The 26,203-nt window shown below is 71.7% G+C and carries 22 protein-coding genes and 1 pseudogene; 17 read left to right on the forward strand and 6 right to left on the reverse strand.

Going from position 1 to position 26,203, the window contains the following annotated elements; all coding sequences use genetic code 11:
- Nucleotides 1-26: 26 nt before the first annotated feature.
- Nucleotides 27-3,650 (reverse strand): BTAD domain-containing putative transcriptional regulator, encoded by a 3,624-nt coding sequence (locus OG266_RS06065; RefSeq protein WP_371543626.1) that lies wholly within the window; start codon nucleotides 3,648-3,650, stop codon nucleotides 27-29.
- 184 nt (nucleotides 3,651-3,834) lie between these two features.
- Here OG266_RS06065 and OG266_RS06070 point away from each other — a divergent pair, with 184 nt between their 5' ends.
- From OG266_RS06070 to OG266_RS06085, 4 genes are all read left to right on the forward strand, one after another.
- Nucleotides 3,835-4,392 carry an SDR family oxidoreductase gene (locus tag OG266_RS06070; RefSeq protein ID WP_371543628.1) on the forward strand — a complete coding sequence of 186 codons (558 nt, stop codon included), beginning with the start codon at nucleotides 3,835-3,837 and terminating at the stop codon, nucleotides 4,390-4,392.
- A gap of 96 nt (nucleotides 4,393-4,488) precedes the next feature.
- Nucleotides 4,489-5,721, forward strand: a complete 1,233-nt coding sequence (locus OG266_RS06075; RefSeq protein ID WP_371543630.1) for an MFS transporter — start codon at nucleotides 4,489-4,491, stop codon at nucleotides 5,719-5,721.
- A gap of 623 nt (nucleotides 5,722-6,344) precedes the next feature.
- Nucleotides 6,345-7,499, forward strand: a complete 1,155-nt coding sequence (locus OG266_RS06080) for a transposase (RefSeq protein WP_371543633.1) — start codon at nucleotides 6,345-6,347, stop codon at nucleotides 7,497-7,499.
- Nucleotides 7,500-7,528: 29 nt separating this feature from the next.
- Nucleotides 7,529-8,194, forward strand: a complete 666-nt coding sequence (locus tag OG266_RS06085; RefSeq protein WP_266472826.1) for a response regulator transcription factor — start codon at nucleotides 7,529-7,531, stop codon at nucleotides 8,192-8,194.
- A 46-nt stretch (nucleotides 8,195-8,240) separates the two neighbouring features.
- Here the strand turns inward: OG266_RS06085 and OG266_RS06090 are convergent, their stop codons facing one another.
- Nucleotides 8,241-8,993: an arylmalonate decarboxylase gene (locus tag OG266_RS06090; protein ID WP_371543635.1), complete on the reverse strand. Its 753-nt coding sequence runs from the start codon at nucleotides 8,991-8,993 to the stop codon at nucleotides 8,241-8,243.
- A gap of 206 nt (nucleotides 8,994-9,199) precedes the next feature.
- Here OG266_RS06090 and OG266_RS06095 point away from each other — a divergent pair, with 206 nt between their 5' ends.
- From OG266_RS06095 to OG266_RS06150, 12 genes are read left to right on the forward strand one after another with little or no spacing between them, the layout of a single operon-like run.
- Nucleotides 9,200-10,351 carry an isopropylmalate synthase gene (locus tag OG266_RS06095; RefSeq protein WP_371543636.1) on the forward strand — a complete coding sequence of 384 codons (1,152 nt, stop codon included), beginning with the start codon at nucleotides 9,200-9,202 and terminating at the stop codon, nucleotides 10,349-10,351.
- A 41-nt stretch (nucleotides 10,352-10,392) separates the two neighbouring features.
- Nucleotides 10,393-10,578 carry a lysine biosynthesis protein LysW gene (locus OG266_RS06100; RefSeq protein ID WP_266472829.1) on the forward strand — a complete coding sequence of 62 codons (186 nt, stop codon included), beginning with the start codon at nucleotides 10,393-10,395 and terminating at the stop codon, nucleotides 10,576-10,578.
- Between the two features lies 1 nt (nucleotide 10,579).
- On the forward strand, nucleotides 10,580-11,431 hold the full coding sequence (locus OG266_RS06105; protein ID WP_371543638.1) for a RimK family alpha-L-glutamate ligase: 852 nt from the start codon (nucleotides 10,580-10,582) through the stop codon (nucleotides 11,429-11,431).
- Nucleotides 11,428-12,483: an N-acetyl-gamma-glutamyl-phosphate reductase gene (gene argC / locus OG266_RS06110; RefSeq protein ID WP_266472833.1), complete on the forward strand. Its 1,056-nt coding sequence runs from the start codon at nucleotides 11,428-11,430 to the stop codon at nucleotides 12,481-12,483. Before OG266_RS06105 ends, argC begins: the two co-directional genes overlap by 4 nt.
- A complete protein-coding gene (locus tag OG266_RS06115) occupies nucleotides 12,480-13,283 on the forward strand; it encodes an acetylglutamate kinase (protein ID WP_266472835.1) in 804 nt (267 codons plus the stop codon). Before argC ends, OG266_RS06115 begins: the two co-directional genes overlap by 4 nt.
- Nucleotides 13,284-13,294: 11 nt before the next feature.
- Nucleotides 13,295-13,858: a type 1 glutamine amidotransferase gene (locus OG266_RS06120; RefSeq protein ID WP_266472836.1), complete on the forward strand. Its 564-nt coding sequence runs from the start codon at nucleotides 13,295-13,297 to the stop codon at nucleotides 13,856-13,858.
- A 39-nt stretch (nucleotides 13,859-13,897) separates the two neighbouring features.
- Nucleotides 13,898-15,016 carry a Glu/Leu/Phe/Val dehydrogenase dimerization domain-containing protein gene (locus OG266_RS06125; protein WP_371543640.1) on the forward strand — a complete coding sequence of 373 codons (1,119 nt, stop codon included), beginning with the start codon at nucleotides 13,898-13,900 and terminating at the stop codon, nucleotides 15,014-15,016.
- On the forward strand, nucleotides 15,013-16,701 hold the full coding sequence (locus OG266_RS06130; RefSeq protein WP_371543642.1) for an AMP-binding protein: 1,689 nt from the start codon (nucleotides 15,013-15,015) through the stop codon (nucleotides 16,699-16,701). The genes OG266_RS06125 and OG266_RS06130 overlap by 4 nt, the downstream gene beginning before the upstream one ends.
- A gap of 34 nt (nucleotides 16,702-16,735) precedes the next feature.
- A complete protein-coding gene (locus OG266_RS06135) occupies nucleotides 16,736-18,034 on the forward strand; it encodes a pyridoxal phosphate-dependent aminotransferase (RefSeq protein ID WP_371543644.1) in 1,299 nt (432 codons plus the stop codon).
- Between the two features lie 35 nt (nucleotides 18,035-18,069).
- Nucleotides 18,070-18,972, forward strand: a complete 903-nt coding sequence (locus OG266_RS06140) for a fumarylacetoacetate (FAA) hydrolase (protein WP_266472843.1) — start codon at nucleotides 18,070-18,072, stop codon at nucleotides 18,970-18,972.
- 12 nt (nucleotides 18,973-18,984) lie between these two features.
- Nucleotides 18,985-20,346 (forward strand): NtaA/DmoA family FMN-dependent monooxygenase, encoded by a 1,362-nt coding sequence (locus OG266_RS06145; RefSeq protein WP_371543645.1) that lies wholly within the window; start codon nucleotides 18,985-18,987, stop codon nucleotides 20,344-20,346.
- Nucleotides 20,343-21,554 (forward strand): LLM class flavin-dependent oxidoreductase, encoded by a 1,212-nt coding sequence (locus OG266_RS06150; RefSeq protein ID WP_371543646.1) that lies wholly within the window; start codon nucleotides 20,343-20,345, stop codon nucleotides 21,552-21,554. The genes OG266_RS06145 and OG266_RS06150 overlap by 4 nt, the downstream gene beginning before the upstream one ends.
- Before the next feature lie 80 nt (nucleotides 21,555-21,634).
- On the opposite strand, the gene OG266_RS06155 is transcribed toward OG266_RS06150, so the two are convergent.
- Nucleotides 21,635-22,435, reverse strand: coding sequence for a sugar phosphate isomerase/epimerase family protein (locus OG266_RS06155; RefSeq protein ID WP_371543648.1), 801 nt, complete (start codon nucleotides 22,433-22,435; stop codon nucleotides 21,635-21,637).
- 30 nt (nucleotides 22,436-22,465) lie between these two features.
- The gene (locus OG266_RS06160) at nucleotides 22,466-23,011 is read right to left on the reverse strand and encodes an ABC transporter permease subunit (protein ID WP_371543650.1); all 546 of its coding nucleotides are present in this window, start codon (nucleotides 23,009-23,011) and stop codon (nucleotides 22,466-22,468) included.
- A 26-nt stretch (nucleotides 23,012-23,037) separates the two neighbouring features.
- Here OG266_RS06160 and OG266_RS06165 point away from each other — a divergent pair, with 26 nt between their 5' ends.
- The gene (locus OG266_RS06165) at nucleotides 23,038-23,178 is read left to right on the forward strand and encodes a hypothetical protein (protein ID WP_371543652.1); all 141 of its coding nucleotides are present in this window, start codon (nucleotides 23,038-23,040) and stop codon (nucleotides 23,176-23,178) included.
- 613 nt (nucleotides 23,179-23,791) lie between these two features.
- Here OG266_RS06165 and OG266_RS06170 read toward each other — a convergent pair.
- Both OG266_RS06170 and OG266_RS06175 read right to left on the reverse strand, forming a co-directional pair.
- Nucleotides 23,792-24,001, reverse strand: a pseudogene (locus tag OG266_RS06170) (Hsp20/alpha crystallin family protein); the annotation flags it as partial.
- Between the two features lie 367 nt (nucleotides 24,002-24,368).
- Nucleotides 24,369-26,129 carry a PucR family transcriptional regulator gene (locus OG266_RS06175; RefSeq protein ID WP_371543654.1) on the reverse strand — a complete coding sequence of 587 codons (1,761 nt, stop codon included), beginning with the start codon at nucleotides 26,127-26,129 and terminating at the stop codon, nucleotides 24,369-24,371.
- Between the last annotated feature and the right edge of the window lie 74 nt (nucleotides 26,130-26,203).

Below are 26,203 nucleotides of genomic sequence, written 5' to 3' on the forward strand. Positions count from 1 at the left end.
CAGGACACCGAACTGTGGGACGACCTTCAACCGGCCGTGTTCTCCGGCCAGTCGAGGGCCGTATGGGCATGGCGCACCGCTTCCTCGGCGGTCAGCCGCGCGCCGCACTCGAAAGCTTCCGTGAAGGCCGGTCCGCCCAGGGCAGCCCGTGCCGCCGCCGCGACGCGGTCGACGTCGCCGCGCTCGGCGGGCGGCAGCGGGGCGCCCACCCCTCTGCGGGCCGCGTCCGCCGCCCCGAGCAGCAGCGCGGCGCACTCGGCCGGCATCCCCGGTCCGCCCAGGGAGGCCGCGCCCGCGAGGCCCTCCAGGGACAGGGCGAGGGCCCGCGGTTCGCCGAGGGAGCGGGCGACGTCCAGGCCGTGCAGGTGATGACGGACCGACTGACCGGCGTCGCCGCGGACTTCGGCGATGAAGCCGAGTTCCGCGAGGAGCAGATGGTCGCCCGCCTCCGAGGAGACGTCGGCGTGGCCGTCGCGGATGTGCAGCAGGTGCGCCTGCGCCGCATCGAGGTCGCCCGAGCGGCGGGCGCCGAGTGCCAGGCCCATCTCCGCGTGGATCTCGCCGTACCTGTAGCCCTGCTCGGCGGCGCTGCGACGTGCCTGTTCGTGCAGGGCCCGGCCCTGATCCCAGTCGCGGGCGAGCAGCGCGAGCCGGCCGAGCCCGGACAGCCGCGCCGACACCTCCGCCTCCAGGCCCAACTCCCGTGCCATGCGCAGCCCTTCCCGCTGCAGGCGGGCCGCTTCCTCGTACTCGCCCTTGATCTCGGCGAGCGCGGCGAGCGGTGACACGGTCTGCAACTCGCCCCAGCGGTCGCCCAGTTCACCGAAGAGCTCGGCGCTGCGCAGTCCGTCCCGGCCGAGTGCGCCGAGGTCGCCGCGGACCAGGGCGAGCGTGGCCCGCAGGCCGAGCGCGGCAGCCGTACCCCATTGCTCGTCGGCCGTGTCGAAGAGGTCGAGGGCCCGGGCGTTCAGCTCCGCGCTCGCGGTCGCCTCGCCCGCGCTGAACAGGCCGTACGCGCACAGCCAGAGGGCGCGGGCCCGGCGTACCGGATCGGGGACGGCGTCGGCCGCCGCCGTGGCCGTCGCCTCCGTGGGGTCGCCGGTGAGCAGCGCGAACGCGGCGTGCACCAGGGTGAGTTCGGGGGCGGCGGCGTCCGGAGCGGCGGCGAGGACAGTCGACAGGCTGCGGCGTGCCTCGGTGAGGCGGCCGCGCAGCAGCCACCACCAGGACAGCGCGGTGGCCAGTCGTACGGCCTCCTCGGGCTGCCCGTCGGCGGCGCGGCGCACCGCCTCGTCGAGCGCCGCGCGCAGATTGCCGGCGTCCGCGTCCAGGCGGGCGAGCCAGGATCGCTGGCCCGCACAGCGCAGCCGGGACTCGGCGCGTTCGGCGAGCGCGAGATAGTGGCGCAGATGGCGGTCGCGTACGGCGGTCAGGTCCTGCATCTCGTGCAGGCGCTCCATCGCGTACGCGGCGACGGACTCCAGGAGCCGGTAACGGGGGCCGGTGGGGCCCTGCACGACGACCACGAACGACCGGTCGACGAGCCGGGTCACCAGGTCGAGGACCTCCTCGCGGGCCACGCCGTCGCCCGCGCACACCGCTTCGGCGGCGGCCAGGTCGCAGCCGTCACTGTGTACGGCGAGGCGGCGCAGGACGATGCGCTCGGGTGCGCTGAGCAGCTCCCAGCTCCAGTCGATCATCGCCCGCAGCGTCTGCTGACGGGCGGGCGCACCTCGCTGCCCGGCGGTCAGGATCCGGAACCGGTCGCCGAGCCGGGCCGCCAACTCCCTTACGCCCAGGGCGCGTACGCGGGTGGCGGCGAGCTCCAGAGCGAGCGGGATGCCGTCGAGGCGGCGGCAGATCTCGGCGACGGCGGCGCGGTCGTCCGGGTCGGCAGTGTCCGGGTCGAGCGGGAAGCCGGGTGCGGAGGCGGCGGCACGCTCGGTGAACAGCCGTACGGCGTCGTCGGTTCCGAGCGGCTCCACGAGGAACACGGCCTCGCCCGCCAAGCCGAGCGGTTCCTGACTGGTGACCAGCACCCGCAGCCCGGGCGCGGTGCGCAGCAACAGCTCGGCGAGTTCGGCGGCGGCGTCGACCACGTGCTCGCAGTTGTCCAGGACGAGCAGGGTGCGGCGGTCCCGCAGGACCGCGGCGAGGCGGTGCGCCGGGGACGGCGAGGGTACCCCGGCCCCGGCGCCCGGCAGTGCGGACGGGGCGTCGTCCCGGATCCCGAGAGCGGAGGCCACGACCTGGGCGAGGTCGGCGGCGGTACCGCCCCGGACTCCGGAGAACTCCACGAGCCAGACGCCGTCGGGGAGTTCATCCGCCCTCGCCGTCCCGGCCGCCGCCCCCGCGAGCCGGGTCTTGCCCACGCCACCGGGGCCGGTGAGGGTCACCAGGCGGGCGGTGGTGAGGAGTTGGGAGAGCCCGGTCAGGGCTTCGGCGCGGCCGATGAGGGGGGTCAGGGGGGCGGGGAGGTTCGAGTGGGGTGGTCCGGTGAGGGGGTTCGGGGCCGGCGGGGTGAGGGCGGGGGGCGTCGCGGTGGTTCGGGGGGCGGGAGTGGGTGCGCTCGGTGCCGTTGTGGCCGTGTCGGACGGCTCCGCAGGGCTGCCGGGTACGGCTGTGGCCTCATCTGTACCGAGGGCAGGAGCGGGCGCGTTCGGTGCCGATGTGGCCGTGTCGGACACCCTCGCAGCGCCGCCGGGGTCAGCCACGGCCTCATCGGGGGAGATCGCACCCGTGCCCAGTGCCGTCGTGGCCGTACCGGACAGCCCCGCAGCGCCGCCGCGGTCAACCGCGGCCTCACCGGGGGAGGTCGCACCCGCACCCGGCGCCACCGCAGCCGTACCAGGGGCCCGCACGCCTGTACCGGGTGCCCGCATGCCCGTTCCGGGCGCCATGCCGAAGGTCTGGCCCAACCCCGGGTCCTGGCGAAGTACCGCCTGGTGGAGGGCGCTGAGGGCGGGGCCGGGGTCGACGCCGAGGTCATCGGCGAGGCGGGAGCGCAGGGACTCGTAGGAGGCGAGGGCCTCGCTCTGGCGGCCGGCCAGGTAGAGCGCCCTCATCTGGAGGGCGCGCAGACGCTCGCGCAGGGGGTGGCTGGCCACGAGGTCGGCCAGTTCGCCGGCGAGCAGCACATGGTCCCCGGACTCGAGGCGGGCCTCGGCCTGCTCCTCCAGTACGGAGAGCCGCTGTTCGGTGAGGCGCCGCACGGCCCCCCGTACGAACTCCTCGTCCGCGAAGTCGGCGTAGGCGGGCCCCCGCCACAGGTCGAGCGCCTCGGTGAGCAGCACGGCCCGGGTGTGCGGGTCCCGGACGGGGCGGGCCTCGGCCACGAGGGCGTGGAACCGGCCGGCGTCCACCTCGTCGGCCGCGGGGTCGAGCCGCAGACGATAGCCGGGGGCCTGCAGTACGACGCGGTCCCGGCCGAGGACCCGGCGCAGTTGGGAGACCTTGGCCTGGAGTGCGCCGGTCGGCTTGCCCGGCGGTTCGTCGCCCCACAGGTCCTGGACGAGGCGGTCGGCGGAGACCGGCTTCCCGTCGTGCGTGAGCAGATCGGCCAGCAGTGCCCGGACCTTGAGCTCGGGGACCCTGACCGTCTCCCCCTCGTCGTCCCACACCACCAGTGCCCCGAGCACCCCGAACCGCATGCGGGCAACCGTACATGTCCGGCTGCGGCGGGCCCGCGTGCAGGGCGCCCACCTGCGGCGACGGTCGACCGTCAGCGAACCGTAAGCGGCTCCGAAGTCTCTCCGAAGCGCCGGCGCGCACAGTCGTTCCCGCCGGGCGACGTGGGGTGCCCGGCAGCGGAATCATCAGGAAGGAGCGGCAGCCATGACCAGGTACGCGGGCAGGAGGGCCGTGGTCGTCGACCAGGCCAACGGGATCGGTCTGGCCATCGCCAAGCGGCTCGTGGAGGGCGGCGCGGAGGTCCTGCTGACCGCGGGCACCGCGCAGGAGCGGGCGTATGCGAGCGCCGAACTGGGTTCCGCCGCCCGGGTGGTCGCCCCGGACGCCGTCGAGTCCGCCCTCGGACCGGTCGACGGCACCGGCCACCGCGGCGTCGACCTCGTCTTCGCCGACGCCGTACCGACCGCTCGTCCGCTGCTGCCGCACCTCGACGACGGCGGCGCGGTGGTGCTCACCGCCGCCGCCCCGACCCCGGCCTCCGTACGCACGCTCGCCGCCGAGCTCGTCTCGCGCGGCATCCGCGTCAACGCGGTGGCCCCGAGCTGTATCGAGGCGCCGGCCAGCGACGCCGCACCGCTGCCCCCGCTGGGGCGCCTCGGCTCCGCCGAGGAGGTGGCCCGGGCCGCGCTGTTCCTCGCCACGGACGCGACGTTCACAACCGGCGCCCAACTCCCCGTCGACGGCGGTCTCGGCCACCCCTAGCCGTTCGCCCCGCACACACAAGAGCCCCGCACACGAAAAGCCCCGCACACAGAAACCCGGACGCACCCCGTCCCCAGATGATCCGGAGATCACGGCATGAGCACGTCGTCGAACACCACGACCACCCCCGGCAAGGACACCCGCGCCGCACCCGATGGCGAGGAACGGCAGAAGCTCCCGCTCTTCGCCCTGCTGGCCCTCGCCACGGCCGTCTTCATCACCAGCCTCACCGAGACCCTCCCGGCGGGCCTGCTCCCCGCGATGAGCGACGACCTCCACATGAGCGAGTCCGCGACCGGCCAGACGGTGACGATCTACGCGATCGGCACCGCACTGACCGCGATCCCGTTGACCGCGGCCACCGCCGCCTGGCGGCGCAAAGTGCTGCTGCTGACCGCCATGGCGGGCTTCGCCGTGGCCAACACCGTCACCGCCGTGTCGTCGAACTACGGTCTGACGATGGTGGCGCGGTTCGTCGCGGGTGTCGCCGCCGGTGTGGCCTGGGCGCTGCTCGCGGGATACGCACGGCGCATGGCGCCCGTCGCGCTGCAGGGCAAGGCGATCGCCGTCGCCATGGCCGGTATTCCGCTGGCGCTCTCGCTCGGTGTGCCGGCCGGTACCTTCCTCGGCGAGACGCTCGGCTGGCGCACGGCGTTCGTGGCGATGACGGTGCTCACGGTGGTGCTGCTGGGATGGATCCTGGTGGCCGTGCCGGACTACCCCGGGCAGCAGGCCGGTGAGCGCCCGAAGATGCGGGACGCACTGCGCGTCCCGGGCGTGGCCCCGGTGCTGTTCGTCACGCTGGCCTTCGTGCTGGCCCACACCATCCTGTACGCCTACGTCGCCACGTTCCTTGAGGACCTGGGCATGGGCGGCGACACCGATGTGGTGCTGCTCGTCTTCGGTGCCGCCTCCCTGCTCAGCATCTGGATCGTGGGCGCCCAGATCCACCTCCGGCTGCGCTCCCTCACCATCGCCAGCACCCTGCTGGTGGCCGTGTCGGCGGCGCTCCTTGCCGTGCTCTCCGACAACACCGCCCTGGTGTACGTCGCCGCCCTCCTGTGGGGCCTGGGCTGGGGCGGCGTGCCGACCCTGCTGCAGACCGCCGCGGGCGAGGCCGGCGGCGAATCGGCCGACGCGGCCCAGGCGATGCTGGTCACGCTGTGGAACGTCGCCATGGCGGCCGGCGGTGTCATCGGCGGCATCCTGCTCGACGTGAGCGGCCCCGGCTCCTTCCCCTGGACCATGCTGCTGCTCCTGCTGCCGGTGCTCGTGGTCGTCGTCCTCTCTCGCAACCACGGCTTCCCCGCGAAGCGCCTCGGCGCGTAGGACACCGGACGGCCTCCGAACGTCCCCCCGCCTCAGGGGAGTTCGGGGGCCGTCCCGGTGATGGGCCGCGCCTTCCGGTGACCGGACCGGGCGTCAGGACCATCTCGTCGGCCGGGGTGAGCAGTTGGAGCTCCTGGAGGACCGTCCGCACCTGCCGTACGCGGCGGCGGACGGCGCCGGCCGCAACGCGCGCCTCCACCAACCCCCGGTCGTGGGCTGCCCGTCGGGCGGCCGACCGACACCCTGGCGGCCGGATGCCGACGCGTCCCCGCCGGGCCATGAACGGCCGCCGAAGGTACCTCCCCCGGCCTTCGGCGGTCATCGGCCTTTTGTTCACGATCTGTTGACACTGCGTCCGACCCCCGGACAGCACACTCCCCGCAAGCCGGTTCTCCGGCATGTGTGCCACCCGTCACACCTCCCGGTGTCCTTTCCGCCCTGGTCAGAGGGCGAAGTCGCGAAGTCGCCGCGCAGCCCGTGAAATTTTCCTTCGAGAAGGTATTTTTGTGGCCGCGAGGATGCTCGGTACACCTGCCGGGGTGCGAGCGATCTAGTTCTAGGGGGCGTGACGTCAGATGTCGTCAGGAGAGATACGTGCGGCCGCTGCGGGCCAAGAGGCCCGCATGCAGACGTTCCTCGAGGAGATCTTCAGCCCGCTCCACCGGGCGGAACAACGCCGTTGGGCCCGGGCGTATCTACGGGGCCTGCTCCATGGCACCTGCCGGAAGACGCCACGGCGGATGGCGCGGGCCGAGGCGCTGCCGCCGGCCGCGGCACAGGGCCTGCACCAGTTCATCAACGCCAGCCCGTGGGACTGGGCGCCGGTCCGCGGCCGGCTCGCTCTGCGGGTCGCCGCGAGCACCACGCCGTACGCCTGGACCGTCGCCGAACTCATCATCCCCAAGCGCGGCGAGCACTCGGTGGGCGTGCACCGCCGCCTGGACGCCGGGACCGGACTGACCGTCAACTGCCAGCGCGCGGTGGGGCTGTTCCTGGCCGCGGGCGCCCACTGCTTCCCCGTGGACTGGAGTCTCGTACTGAACGACACCTGGGGCCGGGACCGGCAGCGCAGACTCCGGGCACGAATACCGGAGTCGGAGACCGCGCGTCCCGTCGGCGGCCATGTCCTCGACCTCGCCGCCGACGTCGTGGCGCGGCCCCGGCTGCCCGCCGTGCCCTGGGTGCTCGACCTGACGCGCTGCGACGACGCGAGCGGCGTCCTGGCCGGGCTGGCCAGGCAGCGGCTGGACATCGTCTGCGAGGTCGACCCCGGCCAGATCGTGTTCACCGGGGACAGCTTCCCGACGGTGATCACCGTGGGCGAGCTGATGGAGGGCCGGTACGCCCGGCAGCCGCAGGTGATCACGCGGCAGGCGGCGGACGGCACCATCAAGGCGATACCGATGCACGCCTACGCCGGGACCGTGCGCCTGCCGCGGCGCAGCACCGGCCGGGACGACAGCTCGGTCAGCTACCGCATCCTGAAGCTCCGTGCCCCGGACGGACGCCGGGCCGCCCGGTACTGGATCACCAGCCTCACGGACCGGAGCGTGGAGGAAGTCATCGCCCCGGTACGCAGCCGCGCCGCCGTCCACACGGCCGTCACCGCACTGCAGAAGGACTTCGGCGCCCTCGACTTCGAAGGCCGCTCCTTCCCCGGCTGGCACCACCACATGACCATGGCCTCGGCCGCGTACGCCTTCCGAAATCTCCCCGCCGGCCCAGGCCTGGCACCCGTGGCGCCGGTACCCGCCGCGGCGGCCATGGCCGCGAGCTGACGCGCCGCGAAGAGGAAGGCCCCCCACATATGAGCAACGTACTCGTGGTGGAGCAGGACGCCTGCACCGCCGAAGCCCTCATGCGTGATCTGCGCCGGCAGGGATACACCACACTCAGTGTCGACACCGGTGCGCGCGCCCTTCGCATCTACCGTGACGCCGATCTCGTCCTGCTCTCCCTGGAACTGCCCGATATCGACGGGCTGGAAGTGTGTCAGTCCTTACGGGCCGAGAGTGACATCCCCATGATCGCCTTCACGCGCATCGACGAGGAACTCGAACGGGTTCTCGCCCTCAGGGCGGGCGCGGACGACTGTGTCGTGAAAACCTGGGGATTCCGGGAAATAGGCGCCCGCATCGAGGCGGTGCTGCGCCGTACCCGGCCACGGTCGATCATTTCCGAGACCATTTCGCTGCGCCCGCTCCACATCGATCCGCGAACCCGGGAAGTGCGTGTGCGCGACCGGATAGTCGACGTCACGTCGAAGGAATTCGAGCTGCTTCATCTGCTGGCCGCCAATCCGGAAACCGTGGTGACCCGGAAGGAGTTGATGGCGAAGGTGTGGGGCAGCAACTGGTCACGGACGAGTCGCACCATCGACACGCACGTGAGCAGTCTGCGGGCGAAACTCGGATCCAGCGGATGGATCATCACGGTCCGCGGCGTCGGCTATCGAATGGGCCACGCCGGCTGAGACAGGGGCCCCGGGCGACGAAGGTCACCCGGGGCCCTCTGCTGTGTCACGCCATCCGGTCGTCCAGGCCCCGCAGCAGCGGGTGGGCGGCGGCGGTGTCGTCGCCCAGTGCGCGCCGGGCCCACCAGACGGACGCCAGGTTCGAGGAGAACATGGGGCGGCCGGGGTCCTCGCGGGCGAGCTCCGTGAGGGTGGCGAGGGTGCCCATGCCCGTGCCGGTGAACAGCAGCGCGGTGCCGTCGGCGACCCTGCGTTCCCGTATGCGCCGCAGGATCTCCCGCGTGGTCACCCGGTACGGGTCGTAGTGCTCGCTCCCGTCCTGGTTCCGCGCCGCCGGGACGAGCACCACGTCGTCGACCTTCAGCCCGGCCCGCTCCCAGAAGGCGCGGGAGGTGTCGGTGAGCCACGGTTGGTAGGGCGAGACAAGTGTCAGGCGGGCCACGCCGAGCGCCTCGCACAGCGCGAGGATCGCCTGCGTCGAGGACGCCACGCGATAGCCCGCACGCTCCGACAGTTCCTCGCACAGCGCCCGGTCGCCGTCGGGGTTCAGCAGGTAGTGCGAAGCGCTGCAGGCCACCACGGCGGCGTCCAGGCGCAGTTCACCGAAGTCGCCGAGGGTGTCGGGGAGCACGCGGTTGTACGTCTCCAGCATTTCCCTGAGTTCCGTGCCGGGCGTCACCGGGAAACGCGCGGTGAACACATTCATTCCGGCGCCGGCCAAGTGGTTGAACTCCGGTTCCGCGGTGGGGTTTTCCGGCGGGACGACGAGCCCGAGCCTGGGCAGTGAAAAAAGGTCCATGACAGCACCGTAGGACGCGCGTCACAGCGGCGGCGGACAACTTCCCCGGAAATGACGTCGGGCGCACACCGGCCTTGCACTCTCTTTCCTACTTGACACTCCTTGACATTCCCTCACAGAGACCTGACCCCAATCCCCTTGTTCTGCACCGGAGTTCGGGAGAGCGTATGGACCACGGCCTGCCGAACCCTTGAGGAGTGAAGGCAATGACCACCGAAGTAATCCCCGAGGAAATACCGGCGCAGCCCCGCATTTCCGACGCGACCCTGCGGGATTCCGCGCACATGGCCGGCGTGGAGTTCGGCCCGAAGGACGCCGCGACCATCGCCCGGCTGCTGGTGAAGACCGGCATCGAGCTGGTCGAGGTGGGCATGGTGTCGGGACCGGGCTCGAAGGACGCCGATCTCGTCCTCGCCACCCATGAGGCCGTCGGCCCCGAGCGCAGCATGACGCTGGTCGTCGTGCGGGATCGCCAGCAGGTCGCCAAGGCCCTCGACGAGGCCGAGCGGCTGGGCGTACGCCACATCATGTACTCCATCCCCACCTCGGAGGAGCACGCCAAGCTGAAGCTCGGCTCGTCCAGCCCCAAGTTCCTGCAGACGCTGGCCCGTTCGGCGATCACGCAGGCCAAGGAGCGCGGCTTCCACGTCACCTTCAGCGGCGAGGACGGCGCCCGCACTCCGAAGGAGCGGCTCGTTCCCTATGTCGCCGCGGGCTTCGAGGCCGGGGCCGACCGGTTCCGGCTCGCGGAGACCGTCGCGTATCTGTCGCCCTGGCAGATGGAGAAGGTGATCGCCGGTCTCACCGCGATCGACGGCTCCGAGATCGAGATCCACTCCCACAACATGCTCGGCATGGCCGTGGCCAACTCCCTCGCCGCCGTCCGCGCGGGAGCCCAGTGGATCTCGGCGACCGTCGGCGGCATCGGCGAGCGCGGCGGCAACGCACCGCTGGCCGAGCTGCTCACCTCGCTGCGCGTCATCCACGGCGACACCCGCTTCGACCTGAGCCATCTCACCGAGCTGTCGCGTGTCGCGCTCAAGGGCGCCGGGCTCGGCGAGGCGTTCCAGTCCGGGCCGACCACACCGCACGCCTTCGCCTACGAGCTGCCCGGCCAGCTCAACCATCCGGCGGCGTACGAGACGCTGCCCGCCGAACTCGTCGGCAACGCCCGCGAGTTGCGGGTCCGCAGCCGCCTCACACCCGCGCTCGTCAAGTGGGCGCTCGACGGCTCGGGCGTCTTCGTCGACGTCGAGGCGTTCACACCGTGGCTGGTCGGCCGGCAGGAGCGCGCCGACAGCCCGCTGCTCGACCGGGACGCCATCCGCAAGGCCGCCATCGACTTCCAGGCCGCCTGAACACCCACCCCGATTCACTTCGACACACCAGGAGTTGTGCCATGCCCACCGCCACTCTCAACGGCGTCTGCCCCGAGTGCGAGACCGACCTGACCGTGCCGCCGATCGACCGGGGCGAGACCCTCTCCTGCCCCGAGTGCATGCTCACGCTGCGCGTCGAGGACGTCCAGGACGGGCGGCTGTCCCTCCAGATGGTCGAGGTGCAGCTGCGCGACTGGGGTCAGTGAGATGACCAAGTCGGTAGCCATCGTCGCGGACCGGATCAGCTGGGAGGAACGCGAACTGATCAAGGCCGGGCCGGACTTCGGCCTGAACATCGAGTGGGTCAACGACGAGTCCCTGTGCCTCGGCCACCCGGACGCCCCGTCCGTGCGCGACTACGACGCGCTGTTGCTGCGCAGCCGCAGCTACACCCGCGGCGGCCTGATCGCCACCCTCGCCGAGGGGGCCGGCGTGCCGGTCCTCAACACCGCGAGGGCGGTGAGCGCCTGTGAGAACAAGGCCGTCCTGCGCACGGTGCTGCGCACCGCCGGGGTGCCCGTGCCGGAGTACCGGCTCGTGCTGTCCCGCAAGGACTTCGAGAAGTCCCTCGAGGAACTGGAACTGCCCCTGGTCCTCAAGCCGGTCTACGGCGGCATGGGCAAGCGCGTCACCCTGATCCGGCACGCCGACACCGCCCAGTCCGTGTACGACTACGTCGAGGATCTCGGCCACGCCTTCGAGCAGGCCTGCCTGGTCGAGCCGTACCTCGGCGGCGGCACCTCGGTGCGCTGCCTGGTCGTCGGGCACGAGCTGGTCGGCGCCGCGGAGTTCGCCTCCGGCGGCACCGACTGGCGCAACAACGCGGCGCTCGGCAACAGCAGCCGCGCCGTCGCCCACGACCCCGACGTACTGAAGATCGTCGACGGGGTGGTGGCCGAACTCGGGCCCGGGATCTACGGAGTCGACCTCTTCGGCACCCCCGACGGCTACGTCGTCAACGAGGTCAACCACGCGCCCGGCTTCCGGGCGGTGGCCTCGGCGACCGGGGCGGACATCCCGTCGGCCGTCGCCCGCTACGTCCAGGAGCTGATCGCATGATCCGCGCGGGAGTCGTCGGCGCCTCCGGGCTCGCCGGCGGCGATCTCATCCGACTGATCACCCAACACCCCGATATGGAGCTGACCTTCCTCGGCGGCTCCTCCAACATCGGCCGGCGCCCGGCCGAGCTGCACCCGAATCTCCGTCTCGACCTGGGACTGACGGTGCAGCCGGTCACCGAGGAGATCGCCGACCAGGTCGACGTCGTATTCCTGGCCACGCCGGCACCCGTGTCGGCGGAGCTGGCCGCGCTGCTCGCTGACCGGGTACCGGCCGTCGTGGACCTCAGCGGCGCCTTCCGGATCCGCACCCCGGAGCTGCACGACCGCTGGTACCCGAAGGTCAAGCGGCGCACCGACCTCGCGGACCGCTTCGTGTACGGCGTACCGGAGCTGATCGGCGACCAGTTGGCGGACGCGGCGCTGATCTCGCTGCCCGGCTGCTACGCCACCGCGATCACCCTGGGCCTCGCCCCGCTCACCCTCGGCCTCGGGCTGAACCTGAAGACCGTGGTGGTGGACGGCAAGAGCGGCTCCAGCGGCGGCGGCCTGCAGCTGCGCACCTCCGACCTGCACCCGTTCCGCAGCGGCGCCATCACCCCGTACTCCCCCACCGGACACCGGCACGCCGCCGAGGTCGGCGACTTCCTGGAGCGCGGCAAGCCCGGAACCATCGGCTCGCTGAGCATGTCCGCGTACGGCGTCTCACATGTGCGCGGCCTGCTCACCAGCTCCTACGTGTTCACCGACGACCCCGTCGACCAGCGCGAGCTGCAGCGGGCGTACATCCGCTACTACAAGGAGCACCGCTTCGTGCGGGTGCGCCGGCACGCCGAGACGCTGATCCCGGTACCCGACCCGCAGGCCGTGCTGGGCTCCAACTACTGCGACGTGACGGCTTTGCACGACGAGGAGGGCGGCCGGATCGTCGTACTCGCCGCCCTCGACAACCTGGTCAAGGGCGCGGCGGGCCAGGCCGTCCAGGCCGCCAACATCCGGTTCGGGCTGCCCGAGGAGACAGGTCTGACGATGCAGCCGGTGATGCCCGCATGAGCGAGACGACATCCGGGACCACACCAACCGTGGTGAAACTGGGCGGCAGTTGCCTGGACGACCTGGCCGGCGACTGGTGGGACGACCTGGCCCGGCACGGCCGGGAGCGGCCGCTGGTCCTGGTGCACGGCTGGTCCAAGCCGCTGAAGCGGCTCAGCCCGCGCTACAGCGAGCCGTCGGCGATCCTGCGCGACCGGTACGGCAACCAGAGCCGCTGGACCACGCCCGAGGTCATCGCGGACATCAAGACCGTCAGCGCCCGCCTTGGCGAGGACGTCCTCGGCCGCCTCGAACAGCGCGGCATCACCGGGGAACGGCTGCTCGGCAGCGACGGGCTGGTCGCCGCCGGCGAGGGCGAGCGCTGGTGGTGGCAGGACAGGCAACTCGTCGAGCTGGAGAACCTGGTCGGCCCGATCACCGGGGTGGACCCGGCGGCGCTGAAGAACCTCCAGCCGGGCCACGCCTACCTCGTCACCCCGCTGGCCAGGAACGCGGCGGGCCAGGAGGTCAACACCGACGCCGACCGGGCCGCCGCCGCCATCGCCGCCGCCACCGGCGCCACCGACCTGGTGCTCGTCACCGATGTCGCCCATCTGCTGATCGACGGGGAGCCTGTGCGCCGGATCACCGCGAAGGCCGCGGGCACCTTCCGCGACAAGGGCGCCACCGGCGGCATGCGCAAGAAGCTGCGTGCCGCGGGCGAGGCACTGGACGGGGGCGTGGAGCGCGTCGTCATCGGCAGCGCGACCGTCACGGACCTGCTCGCCGCCCGTACCGGCACCGCCATCACCCGCACCTGAGGAGCAAGCACGTGGCGCACTCCCGCGTACTCGTCGTCAACAACGGAACGCTGTCCCTGAAGCAGCTCCGCACCCGGTTCGAGGAGCTGGGCTCGGACACCGAGGCGGTCGACGCCGCGTCGGTGCCCGCCCGGCTCGACGGCCGCTACCAGGCGATCGTCCTGAGCGGCACCAAGGTGCGGGCCTACGACCGCGACTACTACAAGCCGCTCGTGGACCTCGTCATGACCTCCGACGTCCCGGTCCTCGGGATCTGCGGCGGCATGCAGATCCTCGCGGTCGCGGCCGGCGGCCGGCTCGCCGAGGGGCCGCAGCGGGTCGGCGGCCACGAGGCGCAGGTCGACAAGTCGGAGCCGCTCTTCACCTACGTGAAGCCGACGGTGACGGTCTTCCACCGGCACACCCTCTACCTCCAGGAGGCCCCCGAGGGCTTCCGCTCCATCGGCCGCTCCGAGCACGCGCCCGTGGAGTTCCTGCGCTCCGACGACGGCCGCATCTTCGGCGCCCAGGCGCATCTCGAGTTCCGCAGCGACGGCCTGGAGATCCTGCGCGGCTTCGCCCAGCTCTACCGGTGACGGCCCCGCATCCCCGTACTCAAGGATTTGGACTAGGCAATGAGTGATCTGGAAACCTCGCAGGACCCCGCGTTCACGGTCCATCTGAACGGCAGCGGCGGCGCGCTCAAGGGCTGGGTGGTCGTCGACACGCTGTACGACGGTCTGGCCATGGGCGGTGTACGGATGACCCCGGGGGTCACCGAGGAGGAGGTGGCCGGCCTCGCCCGTGACATGACCCAGAAGTTCACGCTGGCCGGGCTGCCCATCGGCGGCGCCAAGGGCGGCATCGTCTCCGACGGCACCGACCGCGAGGAGACCTTCCGTACCTTCGGCCGCACCGTGAAGCCGCTGCTGCACGGCGGTATCCACCTCGGCATCGACATGGGCGTCACCCCGGCCGACCGGGCCGTGTTCTTCGACACGGCCGGCTACGACCCCCGCTACCGACTGGGCGCCCCGGACATGCCGATCGACTGGCGCACCTACTACGAGCCGTTGATCGACTGCACCGGACACGGCGTCGGGGTCGCGGCGGTCACCGCCCTGGAGGCGAGCGGCCGTACCGGTTCGGCCCGGGTCGTGGTGCAGGGCTTCGGCGCGGTGGGCCGGGCGGTCGCGCGGTTCCTGGAGGACCGCGGGCATGTGATCGTGGGCGTCGCCGACGTCGAGGGCACCATCAGCGCCGACCGGCTGCCGGTGGCCGATCTGGTCGCCGTCACCGACGAGTTCGGGCGGATCGACCGCTCCCGGCTGCCGCAGCAGGTCACCGTCACCTCCGAACCGGACGCCTGGCTCGACGTCGACGCCGACCTGCTGATCCTGGCGGCGCAGAAGCACGCGCTGAACGCGGACAACGCCCACCGGCTGCGGGCCGGTCTTGTGGTCGAGGGCGGCAACATCAGCTCCACCGCCGAGGCGCGGGACAAGGTGCGGGCCTCGGGCGCCTTCCTGGTGCCGGGCGTGATCGCCAACATCGGCGGGGCCGGCTCCGCCGCCCTGGCCGTCACCCGGGTAGTGCCCTTCGACCTGCCTGCGGAGGCCCGGAAGGCATGGGTCTTCGACTGGGTCGGCGACTGCGTACGCCGCAACACCCGGGATCTGCTGGAGATCGCCGCCGCCAGTCCGGGCGACCCTCTGACCGAGCTGCTCGACGTCCGCGGGAAGGAGCGCGGATGACCACGGCGGCGACCAAGCGCGCCACCCCGGACCCGGCCCCGCACACGGCCGAGTACCGGCGCCGGGGCTGGTGGCGGGACGAGACCTTCCTCGACGACCTGCACCGCCAGGCACAGCTACGGCCGCACAAGCTCGCGATCGCGGGCCGCCGGATCGCCGAGTCCCGCACCGACACCCTCGACTACGCCGAACTGGCCCGCCTCACCGACCGGTTCGCTCTGGCCCTGCTCGAACTCGGCGTGCGGCGCGGGGACTTCGTCGCCGTCCAGCTCCCCAACCAGTGGGAGATGGTGGCGCTGATGTTCGCCTGCATGCGGGTCGGCGCCGTCATCTGTCCCATGTCGCCGGTCTGCCCCGAGGACGAGCTGCGCCACCGTCTCGGCCTCACCGAGGCCCGGGTGTGCGTGACGCTCCCGGAGTGGTCGGGCACCCCGCTGGCGGAGATCGTCACCGGCCTAAAGGACGAACTCCCCTCCCTCGACCACGTGTTGGTGGTGGACGGGCAGGCTCCCGAGGGCGCGCTGTCCTTCCACGACCACTTCGTGGCCACGGCCCGCGAGGAGCTCGGGGCCGGCGAAGGGCTCGGGGCCGCCGACCTGGACGGCCTGGCGCTGACGGCCGACGAGCCGTTCGTCGTGCTGTTCACCTCCGGCACCACGGGCGAGTCCAAGGGCGTGCTGCACAGCCAGAACACCGTCCACTCGGCCGTACGCGGCTATGTGGACGCCTTCGGGCTCGGCGACGACTGGGTCGCCGCCGTGTCCACGCCGCTCGTCCACTACTCGGGCTTCGCACAGGGCGTCCTCGCGGGCGTCATGCTCGGCGGCACGGTGGCGTTCCAGGACATCCGCAGGAACGAGGCGCTGCTCGACCTGGTCGAGCACTACGGCGCCACACTCCTGTACGGGCCGCCCGCCACCCTCGCCGACGTGGCCGCCTCGCAGCGGACCCGGAAGCGGGACACGAGCTCCCTGAAGCACGTGGTGATCGGCTCCGCGCCGGTCCTCGCCGAGCTGGCCGCCGAGGTCCACGACGCCCTCGGCGCCCGCGCCCACTCCCTGTGGGGCATGTCGGAGAACGGTCCGGTCACCATGACGCGGCCCGAGGACCCCGCCGACTGGGCGGCACACAGCAACGGCCGGGCCATCGACGCCATGGAGACCCGCGTCGACCTGTCGGACATCAACGGCGAGAGCGACTCCGTGGGCCGGCTCCGGGTGCGCGGCGCGTCCCTCGCGCTCGGCTACCACCGGCGCGAGGAGGCGTTCGCGGCGGAGCTGGGCGCGGACGGCTGGTTCGACACCGGGGACCTGGCGCGGGACGACGGCCGGGGCGGCATCCGCATCATCGGCCGCGCCCGTGACGCGATCGTCCGCGACGGCCTGGTGGCGCCGATGACGGAGCTGGAGGCGCTGATCGGCAGCCACCCGAACGCGGTCGAGGCCGCGGTGGTGGGTCTGCCGTCGGAGACGGCCCCCGGCGGGACCGAGATCTGCGCGGTGGTGGTCCCGGCAGGCGGCGCGGACCCGTCGCTCGACGGCATCCGCAGGCACCTGAACGAGTCGGGCCAGGACCCCCGCTTCCTCCCGGACCGTCTGGAACTGCTCCCGGCTCTCCCGAAGACCTTGACCGGCAAGGTCCGCAAGGCGGAGCTGCGGCAGCGGTACGCCGCGCCGACGAGCTGAACTCCCCTCCTCCCCCTCCCTGTTGGAGCCAGAAATGCCCGAACCCGCACCGGTCGCCATGTCGGCGACGCTCGCCGCCGACGAGGCCATGGCCCGGCGGCGTCGCGCCGGGGAGCAGGTGCTGTCGATGACCAGTGGCGAGATCGGCCTGCCCGCCCACCCCGCCCTGCGGGAGCGGCTGTCCGCCGCGGCGGACGAGAACGCGTACGGCCCCGTGCCCGGCAGTGAGGCGCTGCGTGCGGCCGCCGCCGGGTACTGGGGGCGCCGCGGACTCGCCACCGATCCCGCACTCGTCGTCGCCGGGCCGGGCAGCAAGCCGCTGCTGTTCGCGCTGCTGCTCGCCGTCGGCGGCGACGTGGTCGTGCCCGTGCCGAGCTGGGTGAGCTACGCGGCGCAGGCCCGGCTCGCGGGGGCCCGCCCCCTCGGCGTACCGACCCTGCCGGGCCAGGGCGGCGTACCGGACCCGGAGCGGCTGCGCGAGGCGGTCACCGTGGCGCGTGCCGCGGGGCAGGACCCGCGGTCCGTGGTGGTGACGGTGCCGGACAACCCGACAGGCACCGTCGCCTCGCCCGAAGTGGTGCGTCAACTGGCCTTGGTGGCACGTGAGTTGGATTTGGTCATCATCTCGGACGAGATCTACTGCGACCTCGTGTACGCCCCTTCGGCGCCCGCCGATTCCCCGGCCCGGCACGCCCCCGAGCGCACCGTCGTCACCACCGGGCTCACCAAGAACCTGGCGCTGGGCGGCTGGCGCACCGGGGTGGCCCGGCTGCCGGACAGCGAGCTCGGGCGGGCCCTGCACGGCCGGCTCGTCTCGATCGCCAGCCAGATCTGGTCCAGCCCGACGGCACCCGTGCAGACGGCGGCCGCTTACGCTTTCGGCGAGCCCCCGGAGATCACCGGGCACATCGCGGCGAGCCGTCGGCTGCACGAGGCGGTGGTGCGCGCGGTCGCCGCCCGTTTCACCGCGGCCGGCGCCACCCTGGCCCCGGTCCGCGCGACCTGCTACCTCTACCCGGACTTCGAACACCTCCGGGATCATCTGGCGCGGACGCACGGCATCCTCGACGGCAACGACCTGGCCCGTTTCCTCTCCGAGCGACACGGCCTCGGCGTACTCCCCGCGAGCGCCTTCGGCGAGTCCCGGCACGCCCTGCGCATCCGGGCCGCGACCAGCCGCCTCTACGGCGACACGGACGAGCAGCGCCGGGCCGCCCTCGCGGCACCCGACCCTCTCGAACTGCCGTGGATCCGTGAGGCAGTTGATCGCGTGGGCGCGATCCTGACCGACCTCACCGGCACTACCGCTCTCTCCCTCACCCCGCAGTCCTGATTCCCCACTCCCACGAGCCCAGGAGAACCTTCCCCATGTCTGACCCGATCCTCTTCGAAGCCCTCTACCAGGGCGAACGTCACGTCGGCTTCGGCCTCCCCGAGCCGGGCACCGAGCAGACCCTGTACCGGGTCGCCGACGGGCAGCTCGCGGCGGCGTTCATCGCCACCGACGGCTCGGCGGACGCGATCAAGGCCGCCGTCACCGAAGGCGCCGAGACGGTCACCGTCACCGTCGGCGACCCGGAGGTGCGGCCGCTGCCGCCGCTGCTGCCGACGGCCACCGGGAACGCCCTGCTGAGCGGCTTCATGGGCACGCACAAGAAGAAGTGGGGCGGAAAGAGCGCCCCGGAGGGCGAGTTCACGCCGCCCAAGTGGTTCTTCAAGGGCTTCGGCGACTGGGTGCGGCTCCCGGGCGAGCCGCTGACCGTGCCCGCGAACCCGGTCGCCCTCATCGAGGAGCCCGAGGTCGCCCTCGTCTACGTCAACGACGCCGACGGCACCCCGCACTACGCGGGCTACACCTTCGGCAACGACCTGTGCGACATCGGCCTGCACCGCCAGGACCCCGGATACAACCCGTACTGCAAGCTGTGCGACACCGCCCTCACGCCCTGGCTGTTCCTCGGCGAGCCGCCGGCCTCGGTGACCGGCCGGGTCACCATCGAGCGGGACGGCGCGACCGCCTGGGAGGGCAGCTTCGACTGCGGCGACGACGCCCTGTACTTCCGGATCCGGGACATGGCGGAGCACCTCTTCTCGTTCCCCGCGGTACGCCGGCCCGGACTGGTCAACTACGTTCTCCTGGGCGCCGATGAGGCCAGCTTCCACGACGGTTTCCGGATCGCCGACGGCGACCGCATCGCCATCGACGTCAAGAGCCACGGCGTGGCCTTCGACAACACGGTGCGGTACGTCTCCCCCGCTCCCCTCGTCTGAGAGGCAGGCCCCATGACCGCGGTCGTCAGAAAACAGGTGCACCTCGCGGCGCAGCTGCCCGGCATCCACAACGTGACCGTCTGGTCCGACCCGCGGTCACGGAGCCAGATCGCCCTCGACTCCTTCGTACGGCTCGCGCGGACCGCCGAACGCGGCAGGTTCGACTTCTTCTTCCTCGCCGAGGGACTGCGACTGCGCGAGCACAAGGGCGAGTTCTACGACCAGGACGTCGTGGGCCGCCCGGAGAACCTGACGATGCTCGCCGCGCTCTCCGCCGTCACGAACCGGCTGGGACTGGCCGCCACCGTCAACGCCACCTTCAACGAGCCGTACGAGGTGGCGCGCAGGCTCGCGACCCTGGACCACCTCAGCGGCGGGCGGGCGGCCTGGAACGTGGTCACCAGCTTCGACGCGTTCACCGGCGAGAACTTCCGCCGGGGCGGCTTCCTCGCCGAGGCCGACCGCTACTCCCGGGCCGCCGAATTCCTGCGTGCGGCACGGGAGTTGTGGGACAGCTGGGCCGACGACGCGGTACGGGCGGACGCGCGGGCCGGTGAGTTCGCCGGCTCCGGCGCGGGTGCGTTCGCGCACCGGGGGCCCCACTTCGACATCTCGGGGCGGTTCAACACGCCGCGCGGCCCGCAGGGACACCCTGTGGTCATCCAGGCCGGGGAGTCCGACGCGGGGCGGGAGTTCGCCGCGCGGGACGCCGACGTCATCTTCAGCAAGTACAACACGCTCGACGAGGCCCGCACCTTCTACCGGGACGTCAAGGGACGCCTGGCCCGGTACGGCCGCCGCCCCGAGGACCTGTTGGTCGTCCCGACCGCCACCGCTGTGGTCGCCGACACCGACGCGGAGGCCGTGGCGTACGCCGAGGAGATCACCCGCGCCCAGGTGAGCCCGGGGACCGCGATCGCCCACCTGGAGGCGGTGTGGGGCCGCGACCTGTCGGCGTACGACCCGGACGGGCCGCTGCCCGACGTCGACCCGGAGCCCGACTCCCAGCTCCTGAAGGGGCATTCGGTGTTCCGCAAGGGCAGGGAGGAAACGGCACGGCGGTGGCGCAAGCTGGCCGAGGAGCGGGGGCTGAGCATCCGCGAGCTGGTCATCGAGGTCCACGGCGGCCAGACCTTCGTCGGGGGCCCGCGCACCGTCGCCGACGCCATCGACCACTTCGTGCAGAGCGACGGGGCCGACGGCTTCGTCCTCGTCCCGCATCTGACGCCCGGCGGCCTCGACGACGTGGTCGACCGGGTGGTGCCGCTGCTGCAGGAGAAGGGCGTCTTCCGCGAGGACTACACGGGGACGACGCTCCGGGACCACCTGGGCCTGCGCCCGCGCACCCGCACGTCCACCGAGGAGGACTCTTGACCGGCACCCCGCTGCACCTCGCCGTCGCCCTGGACGGCGCCGGCTGGCATCCGGCGGCCTGGCGCGCCGCGGGCGCCCGGCCCGGCGAGCTGTTCACGCCCGGATACTGGGCGGACCTGGTGGCCGAGGCCGAGCGGGGCCTCCTCGACTTCGTCACCCTGGAGGACGCCCTGGGCCCGCAGTCCGCGGCCTTCCATCGCCCCGACGACCGCGTCGACCAGGTCCGGGGCCAGCTGGACGCGGTGCTGCTCGCGGCCCATCTGGCCCCGCTGACCACGCACATCGGCCTGGTCCCCACCACGAACGTCACGCACACCGAGCCGTTCCACCTCGCCATCGGCATCGCGACCCTCGACCACGCCGCCGAGGGCCGGGCCGGCTGGCGCCCGCAGATCTCCGCACGCGCCGCCGACGCCGCCCACTTCGGCCGCCGTACGACACCGCAGCTGACCGACGACGATGTGCGCGACCCTGAACTGATCGCGGCGCGGCTGCGACCGCTGTTCGCCGAGGCCGTCGACGTGGTGGAAGTGGCGCGGCGGCTGTGGGACAGCTGGGAGGACGACGCGGAGATACGGGACACGGCGACGGGCCGTTTCATCGACCGCGGCAAGCTGCACCACATCGGCTTCGAGGGCCCGCACTTCACCGTCAAGGGCCCCTCGATCACGCCCCGTCCGCCGCAGGGCCAGCCGCTGGTCGTGAGCCTGGCGCACGCCTCCACGCCGTACGAGTTCGCGGCGCACGCCTCCGATGTCGTGTTCGTGACCCCCCACGACCGGCTGGGTGCCGGGGCGATCCTCGGGCAGGTCGACGAGGCGGTGGCGGCGGTGGGCCGGGACGTACGGGCCCGGCCGCTCAAGCGGTTCGCGGACCTGCTCGTCTTCCTGGACGACGAACCGGGCGCCGCCGCCCGCCGCAAGGCCTCCTTGGACGCGCTGGACAGCGCCGAACTCGCCTCGGACGCCGAGATCTTCACGGGCACGCCCGGCGACCTCGCCGACCTGCTGCTCGACTGGCGCACCGCCGGCCTCGACGGCTTCCGCCTGCGCCCCGGCACCCTGCCGCACGACCTCGCCGCGATCACCCGTGCCCTGGTCCCGGAGTTGCAGCGACGCGACGCGTTCCGCACCGCGTACGACGCCACGACCTTGCGCGGACACCTGGGTCTGGCACGCCCGAACAGCCGTTACGCGCACGCGAGTTGACCATCACACTGGCAGCCGGCGATCCCGTTCACCGCCCCGCCGCAGAGATATCGCGTCCGGACCCCTGGCAGGGCAGTGACTCACGCCCCGCCGCCCTGCCGCTCCTTCAGCCAAGCCACGCTCTCCCCGACCAGGTCGAAGATGTCCGCTCCTTCGGCGATGCCGTCCGCCTCGATGATGTGCACGCGGATCGAGTCCCGGCCTGCGTCGAGCGCGTCCGCCAGGGCCACCGAGCCCTGCCCGGCGGCGACTTGGGGTTCGCCGCGTACCGCCGGGCCGTCCTTGACGTGGACGAGTTCGACTCGCTCGCCGAGCCTGGCGACCACCTCGGCGGGGACCTGGCCCGCGGTCTGCGCCCAGTAGAGGTCGACCTCGGCGACGACCGACGGGTCGAGGGCGTCCCACAGCACGTCGTAGCCGTAGCGGCCGTCCTCGATCGGGGTCCACTCCCAGTCGTGGTTGTGGTAGCCGACCCGCAGACCGTGGGCGGCCGCCGCCTCGGCCAGGGCGTTGAGCCGGTCGGCGTACCGGCGCACCCCGTCGGCCGAGACCAGGGCGTCACGTGTGAACCCGGGGAGGGCTTCGGGGGTGGAGGCGATGGCGATGGGCACGCCCGCCTCGGCCATCTCCTCGAAGAACCAGCCGGGATCCTCCGCGTCGGGCAGCCGGGCATGGGTCGAGGAGACCGTGAGGCCGGCGGCATCGATGTCGGCCTTCAGCGAGCGTGCTTCGGCGAGGCGCGCTGCACGGTTCAGCTCGCTGCGGCCGAGGCGGAAGGGCTCCACCGAGGTCACCCCGAGGTCGGCGATCCTGGCGAGCGTGGCGGGACGGTCCTCCAGGACGTTCATCAACGTGTAGAGCTGCAAGCCGATGGCCGGCATGCCAAGTTCCAATCTGTCGGGGCCACTTGGTCACTTCACCGCACCGGCGGTGAATCCGGTGATGAGGAAGCGCTGGAGCAGCAGGAATCCGGCGACCACCGGAACGGACACGACCAGCGAGGCGACCATGACCTGGTTCCAGTAGACGTTTGCCTCGGTCGAGTAGGCCTGTAGGCCCACGGCCAGTGTGCGGGTCTGTGTGTCGGTGAGGACCGAGGCGAAGAGCACTTCGCCCTGGGCCGTCATGAACGCGTAGATGCACACGGCGACGATTCCCGGTGTCGCGGCGGGCACGATGACCTGCAGCAGGGTGCGCAGCGGTCCTGCGCCGTCCACCTTCGCCGCTTCGTCGAGGTCGCGCGGAACGGTGTCGAAGTACCCGACCAGCATCCACACGAGGCCGAAGTTCCAGGTGGCGAACGAGGTCTGGTAGATGTGCACGGAGATCAGGTCCCCCGCCGGCGGTGCCGAGCCGCCGAACAGAGCGAACGGGGTGCTGAAGTCGTTGAAGGTGTGCAGGAACATCACGAGGACCAGCACCTTGTTGACCGACGACAGCAACGGCAGGGTGATCATCTGCAGTTGCCGCCACGGTCCCGATCGTGCTGTTCGTGCCCAGCATCGAGGGAATCTCCCACAACGAGGGCGAGTCCACGAACGACCAGGACATCAGCGCGGGCACCGACCTACTGACCACGGTGGTCCACCGGCTCATGTCGGGCGCGCCGGACACGCCCGAGTGACGGGGATCTTCGCCGGCCTCCGAGTAGAGGCGCCTTGAGCGGCGTACTCAACCCCGAAGATCGGAAACAACCCACACGAAGAGGGCCCCCACAGGCTCTCGCCCGCGAAGACCCTTCGCACCGTCGGGACGACAGGATTTGAACCTGCGACCCCTTGACCCCCAGTTGCGGAGCCCCTGAGCGGCGTGCGATGGGGCGCTCTTCGAGGTCAGTGTCCAGCGTACTCAGCCGAGTAAAAGAGTCCGTGCACTCAGGCCTCCGCCGGACCGCCTCGCGCCTCAACTTCCGCTCATCGAGGGAACCGCAACGAACTCTGACCTTTCCATCGTCTCGCTTGCCAAGAGCCAGCAATTCGGAACACGTATACGTTCCTTACACTCTGCGGCGACTCTGGCCAACATGCCGTCGAGACCCCATCTGGCAGTGCGAGTCGTTCAAAGGAACATCTTCGTCGAGCCCCTACCCTCCCAGCGGCCGCGGGTTGCGTCCTGGGAAGTGGTGTACGGGTTCAAAGCCTGATCCGGGGTCTGCCGGTGCGTGTACGAGATGGGCCGGCTGCCGGCCCCGGCAGTGCAAAGCGAGGGCTCCTGCCGGGAACCGGGTGCAGCCCGTTTCACGCGTCGATCTGCTTCGGAGGCTCGCCGCCCGAGATCTGGATCTTCCGCGGCTTGGCTTGCTCGGCCACCGGGATGCGGAGCGTAAGGACCCCGGCGTCGTACGAGGCGTCGATCCGCTCAGTGTCGAGGCTGTCGCCGAGGAACAGCTGACGGCTGCACGTCCCGGTCGGGCGTTCGGCCGCGATCAACTGTGCACCATCCGGTGAAAGCCCAGTTCAGGGTGGCCGGCCGTGCCCGCCGCCCTGGAAACCGTGACGGCGTGGAGGGCCCGGCGGCAGCGGACATCAGCACCCGGTCGGCGCCGTCGACGAACCGGCGCAGGCCGGCCTGGACAGTCCTCATGCCCCTTGCGGAGGCGGGCCGGGCCGGTGTCCGGGGAGGGTCTGCTCGACCCACGGGCGCAGGACGTCCGCGGGTGCCGCGCCGCCCCGCCGGGGGATGACCTGCCCTTTGCGGAGCAACAGCAGGGTGAGCACCGCCTGTACCTCGAATCGCCGGGACGGCCGGGGGGACTGGTCGACATCGACTCTGTGCCGGGCCGACCCGCAACGCCGGCCCTCCGGATGTCCGCGGTCAGCGCCCGCCACACAGAATGATCTTCCAGACGCGCGTTGCCACCTGCAGATTGAGCCGGGTGTCCACATCCGCCAGGTCCCGGTCGCTGATCTCACGGATGCGCTGCAGCCGGTAGCGCAGGGTGCTGCGGTGGACCGTCAGCGCGACAGCCGCGTCATCGTAGTTGCCTCCCCAGTCGAAGTAGCGCGTGAGCGTCTCCACCAACTGCGTGTCGTGCCGTGCGTCGTAGTCGATCAGCCGGCCGAGCCACTCTCGCACGAAGCCTTCGAGCTCCTGGAGATCGTTGCCGGGTCCCAGGATCCGGTACAGCCCGAGGTTGTCGAAGAACGTCGTCCCGCTGCGCTGGCGGGAGTTCTGCCGCACCTCCAGGGCCCGCAGTGCCTCCTGATAGCAACGGGGAACGCTGTCCGGAGAGTCGCAGCGGGTGCTCACCCCGATCGCTCCGTCGGGCGTCACCAGCTCATGGGCCAGCGCCGCGTGTACGGCATCGTGGTTGGGCATCGCTTCGGTCAGCAGAACCACCTGGTCGCCGCGACGGGTGATCAGCGGACGGGCCGCTGTCGTGGCCGTCGCTTGCTCGACAGCACGGGCGAAGCAGTCGCTTGCTGCGTTGCCCGGCGAATGCACCACGACGACATAATGGGTGCGTCGCAGGTCATGGCCGACGGCTTCGGCCCGGGCGTAGGCGCTCTTCCGGTCAGTACCCTCCAACAGGTCGTCGATCAGCTGGCGCCGCAGTCGCAGTTCGACCTCGGTGAGTTCGCGCATATGCATGAGCTCTTGGGCCAGCAGCCGCTGGGCGTGATCCAAGGCGAACATGGTGTGCTCGTTGGCCGTCGCCTCGGGGTCCTCGACGGCGAGTACACCGAGGACGTCGCCGCGCGGCCGGGCCAGGGCGATCAGCCGGTCCTTGACTCTGACCGGGCCCGCTTCGCGCGCGACCTGCTGCAGCATCTCTTCCTGGTGGGTCTGGGACCGCACCGGATACGGGTCGGGCCGGTCGGGACCGGCCCAGGACCTCAGGTTGCCGAACCGGTCCTCGATGAGCGTCGGCAGCCCGGTGAGCTCGTACAGCGCTTGGGTGATGGCGTCCTCGCCGCCGCCCCGGGCAGTGACACGGGCGAGAGTCTCGTGCACGGTCCTCTGCAGATTCAGCTCGGAGCGCATTGTGTCCAACTGCCGCAGTGCGGTGTCCCGTTCGGTGCGGAGTCGGCTCAGTTCGCCGACGTCGTCGTGGTGCACGGTGCGCGTGCCCGCCAGTGACAGGGCCACCGATGTGAGCCCCATGAGGGTCGAGAGGAGGATGTGCCCCTGCTCATCAGGCCGGGAGTGGGAGGAAACCACGATGTAGCCGAGCAGACCGCCGACTCCGCGCAGGCCGAACGCCCAGTTCCAGGACCGCTCTGGAAGGGATACGGAGCCGTCGGCCTCGCCCAACTCCTTCATCTGTGTGTCGTCGACCGTTGATGCTCCCGCGTCATGGCCGGGTACGCGGGACAAACCGTCGCCCGTCGCGAGGTATCCGGCCTCGGCGTGATAGGACCCAAGGGCACTGACATGCCGCATGGCCAACCGCACGATCTCACTCTGCTCCGCGCAGGTGAACAGGGTGTGGGACAGCACCAGCAGTCCGTGTGGGTCCAGCGCCGCGAGCGGACGGGGGTCGTGCCGTTCGGTGCCTGCGGTGTTGCTCGGGTGGCGCACCACTTCCTGGTCGGAGACGTGAGGGGACAGCCTCTGTGACGGATGGCGGGCCATAGATCACTCCATTTCCCCCGGTCATCGGAGGCCGTCGAGCGAGTTGCGGGATCCACGCCTGGGCAAGCCCTGAG

The organism is Streptomyces sp. NBC_00554, from assembly GCF_041431135.1.
GTDB lineage: Bacteria > Actinomycetota > Actinomycetes > Streptomycetales > Streptomycetaceae > Streptomyces.

Bases quoted from the DNA above. Each gene is read 5' to 3' on its own strand.
- argC (WP_266472833.1), top strand. From the start codon at position 11,428: ATGATCCGCGCGGGAGTCGTCGGCGCCTCCGGGCTCGCCGGCGGCGAT.
- OG266_RS06175 (WP_371543654.1), bottom strand. From the start codon at position 26,129: ATGGCCCGCCATCCGTCACAGAGGCTGTCCCCTCACGTCTCCGACCAG.
- OG266_RS06115 (WP_266472835.1), top strand. From the start codon at position 12,480: ATGAGCGAGACGACATCCGGGACCACACCAACCGTGGTGAAACTGGGC.
- OG266_RS06080 (WP_371543633.1), top strand. From the start codon at position 6,345: ATGCAGACGTTCCTCGAGGAGATCTTCAGCCCGCTCCACCGGGCGGAA.
- OG266_RS06085 (WP_266472826.1), top strand. From the start codon at position 7,529: ATGAGCAACGTACTCGTGGTGGAGCAGGACGCCTGCACCGCCGAAGCC.
- OG266_RS06140 (WP_266472843.1), top strand. From the start codon at position 18,070: ATGTCTGACCCGATCCTCTTCGAAGCCCTCTACCAGGGCGAACGTCAC.
- OG266_RS06160 (WP_371543650.1), bottom strand. From the start codon at position 23,011: ATGATCACCCTGCCGTTGCTGTCGTCGGTCAACAAGGTGCTGGTCCTC.
- OG266_RS06100 (WP_266472829.1), top strand. From the start codon at position 10,393: ATGCCCACCGCCACTCTCAACGGCGTCTGCCCCGAGTGCGAGACCGAC.
- OG266_RS06155 (WP_371543648.1), bottom strand. From the start codon at position 22,435: ATGCCGGCCATCGGCTTGCAGCTCTACACGTTGATGAACGTCCTGGAG.
- OG266_RS06130 (WP_371543642.1), top strand. From the start codon at position 15,013: ATGACCACGGCGGCGACCAAGCGCGCCACCCCGGACCCGGCCCCGCAC.
- OG266_RS06075 (WP_371543630.1), top strand. From the start codon at position 4,489: ATGAGCACGTCGTCGAACACCACGACCACCCCCGGCAAGGACACCCGC.
- OG266_RS06145 (WP_371543645.1), top strand. From the start codon at position 18,985: ATGACCGCGGTCGTCAGAAAACAGGTGCACCTCGCGGCGCAGCTGCCC.
- OG266_RS06070 (WP_371543628.1), top strand. From the start codon at position 3,835: ATGACCAGGTACGCGGGCAGGAGGGCCGTGGTCGTCGACCAGGCCAAC.
- OG266_RS06065 (WP_371543626.1), bottom strand. From the start codon at position 3,650: ATGCGGTTCGGGGTGCTCGGGGCACTGGTGGTGTGGGACGACGAGGGG.
- OG266_RS06125 (WP_371543640.1), top strand. From the start codon at position 13,898: ATGAGTGATCTGGAAACCTCGCAGGACCCCGCGTTCACGGTCCATCTG.
- OG266_RS06135 (WP_371543644.1), top strand. From the start codon at position 16,736: ATGCCCGAACCCGCACCGGTCGCCATGTCGGCGACGCTCGCCGCCGAC.
- OG266_RS06105 (WP_371543638.1), top strand. From the start codon at position 10,580: ATGACCAAGTCGGTAGCCATCGTCGCGGACCGGATCAGCTGGGAGGAA.
- OG266_RS06090 (WP_371543635.1), bottom strand. From the start codon at position 8,993: ATGGACCTTTTTTCACTGCCCAGGCTCGGGCTCGTCGTCCCGCCGGAA.
- OG266_RS06095 (WP_371543636.1), top strand. From the start codon at position 9,200: ATGACCACCGAAGTAATCCCCGAGGAAATACCGGCGCAGCCCCGCATT.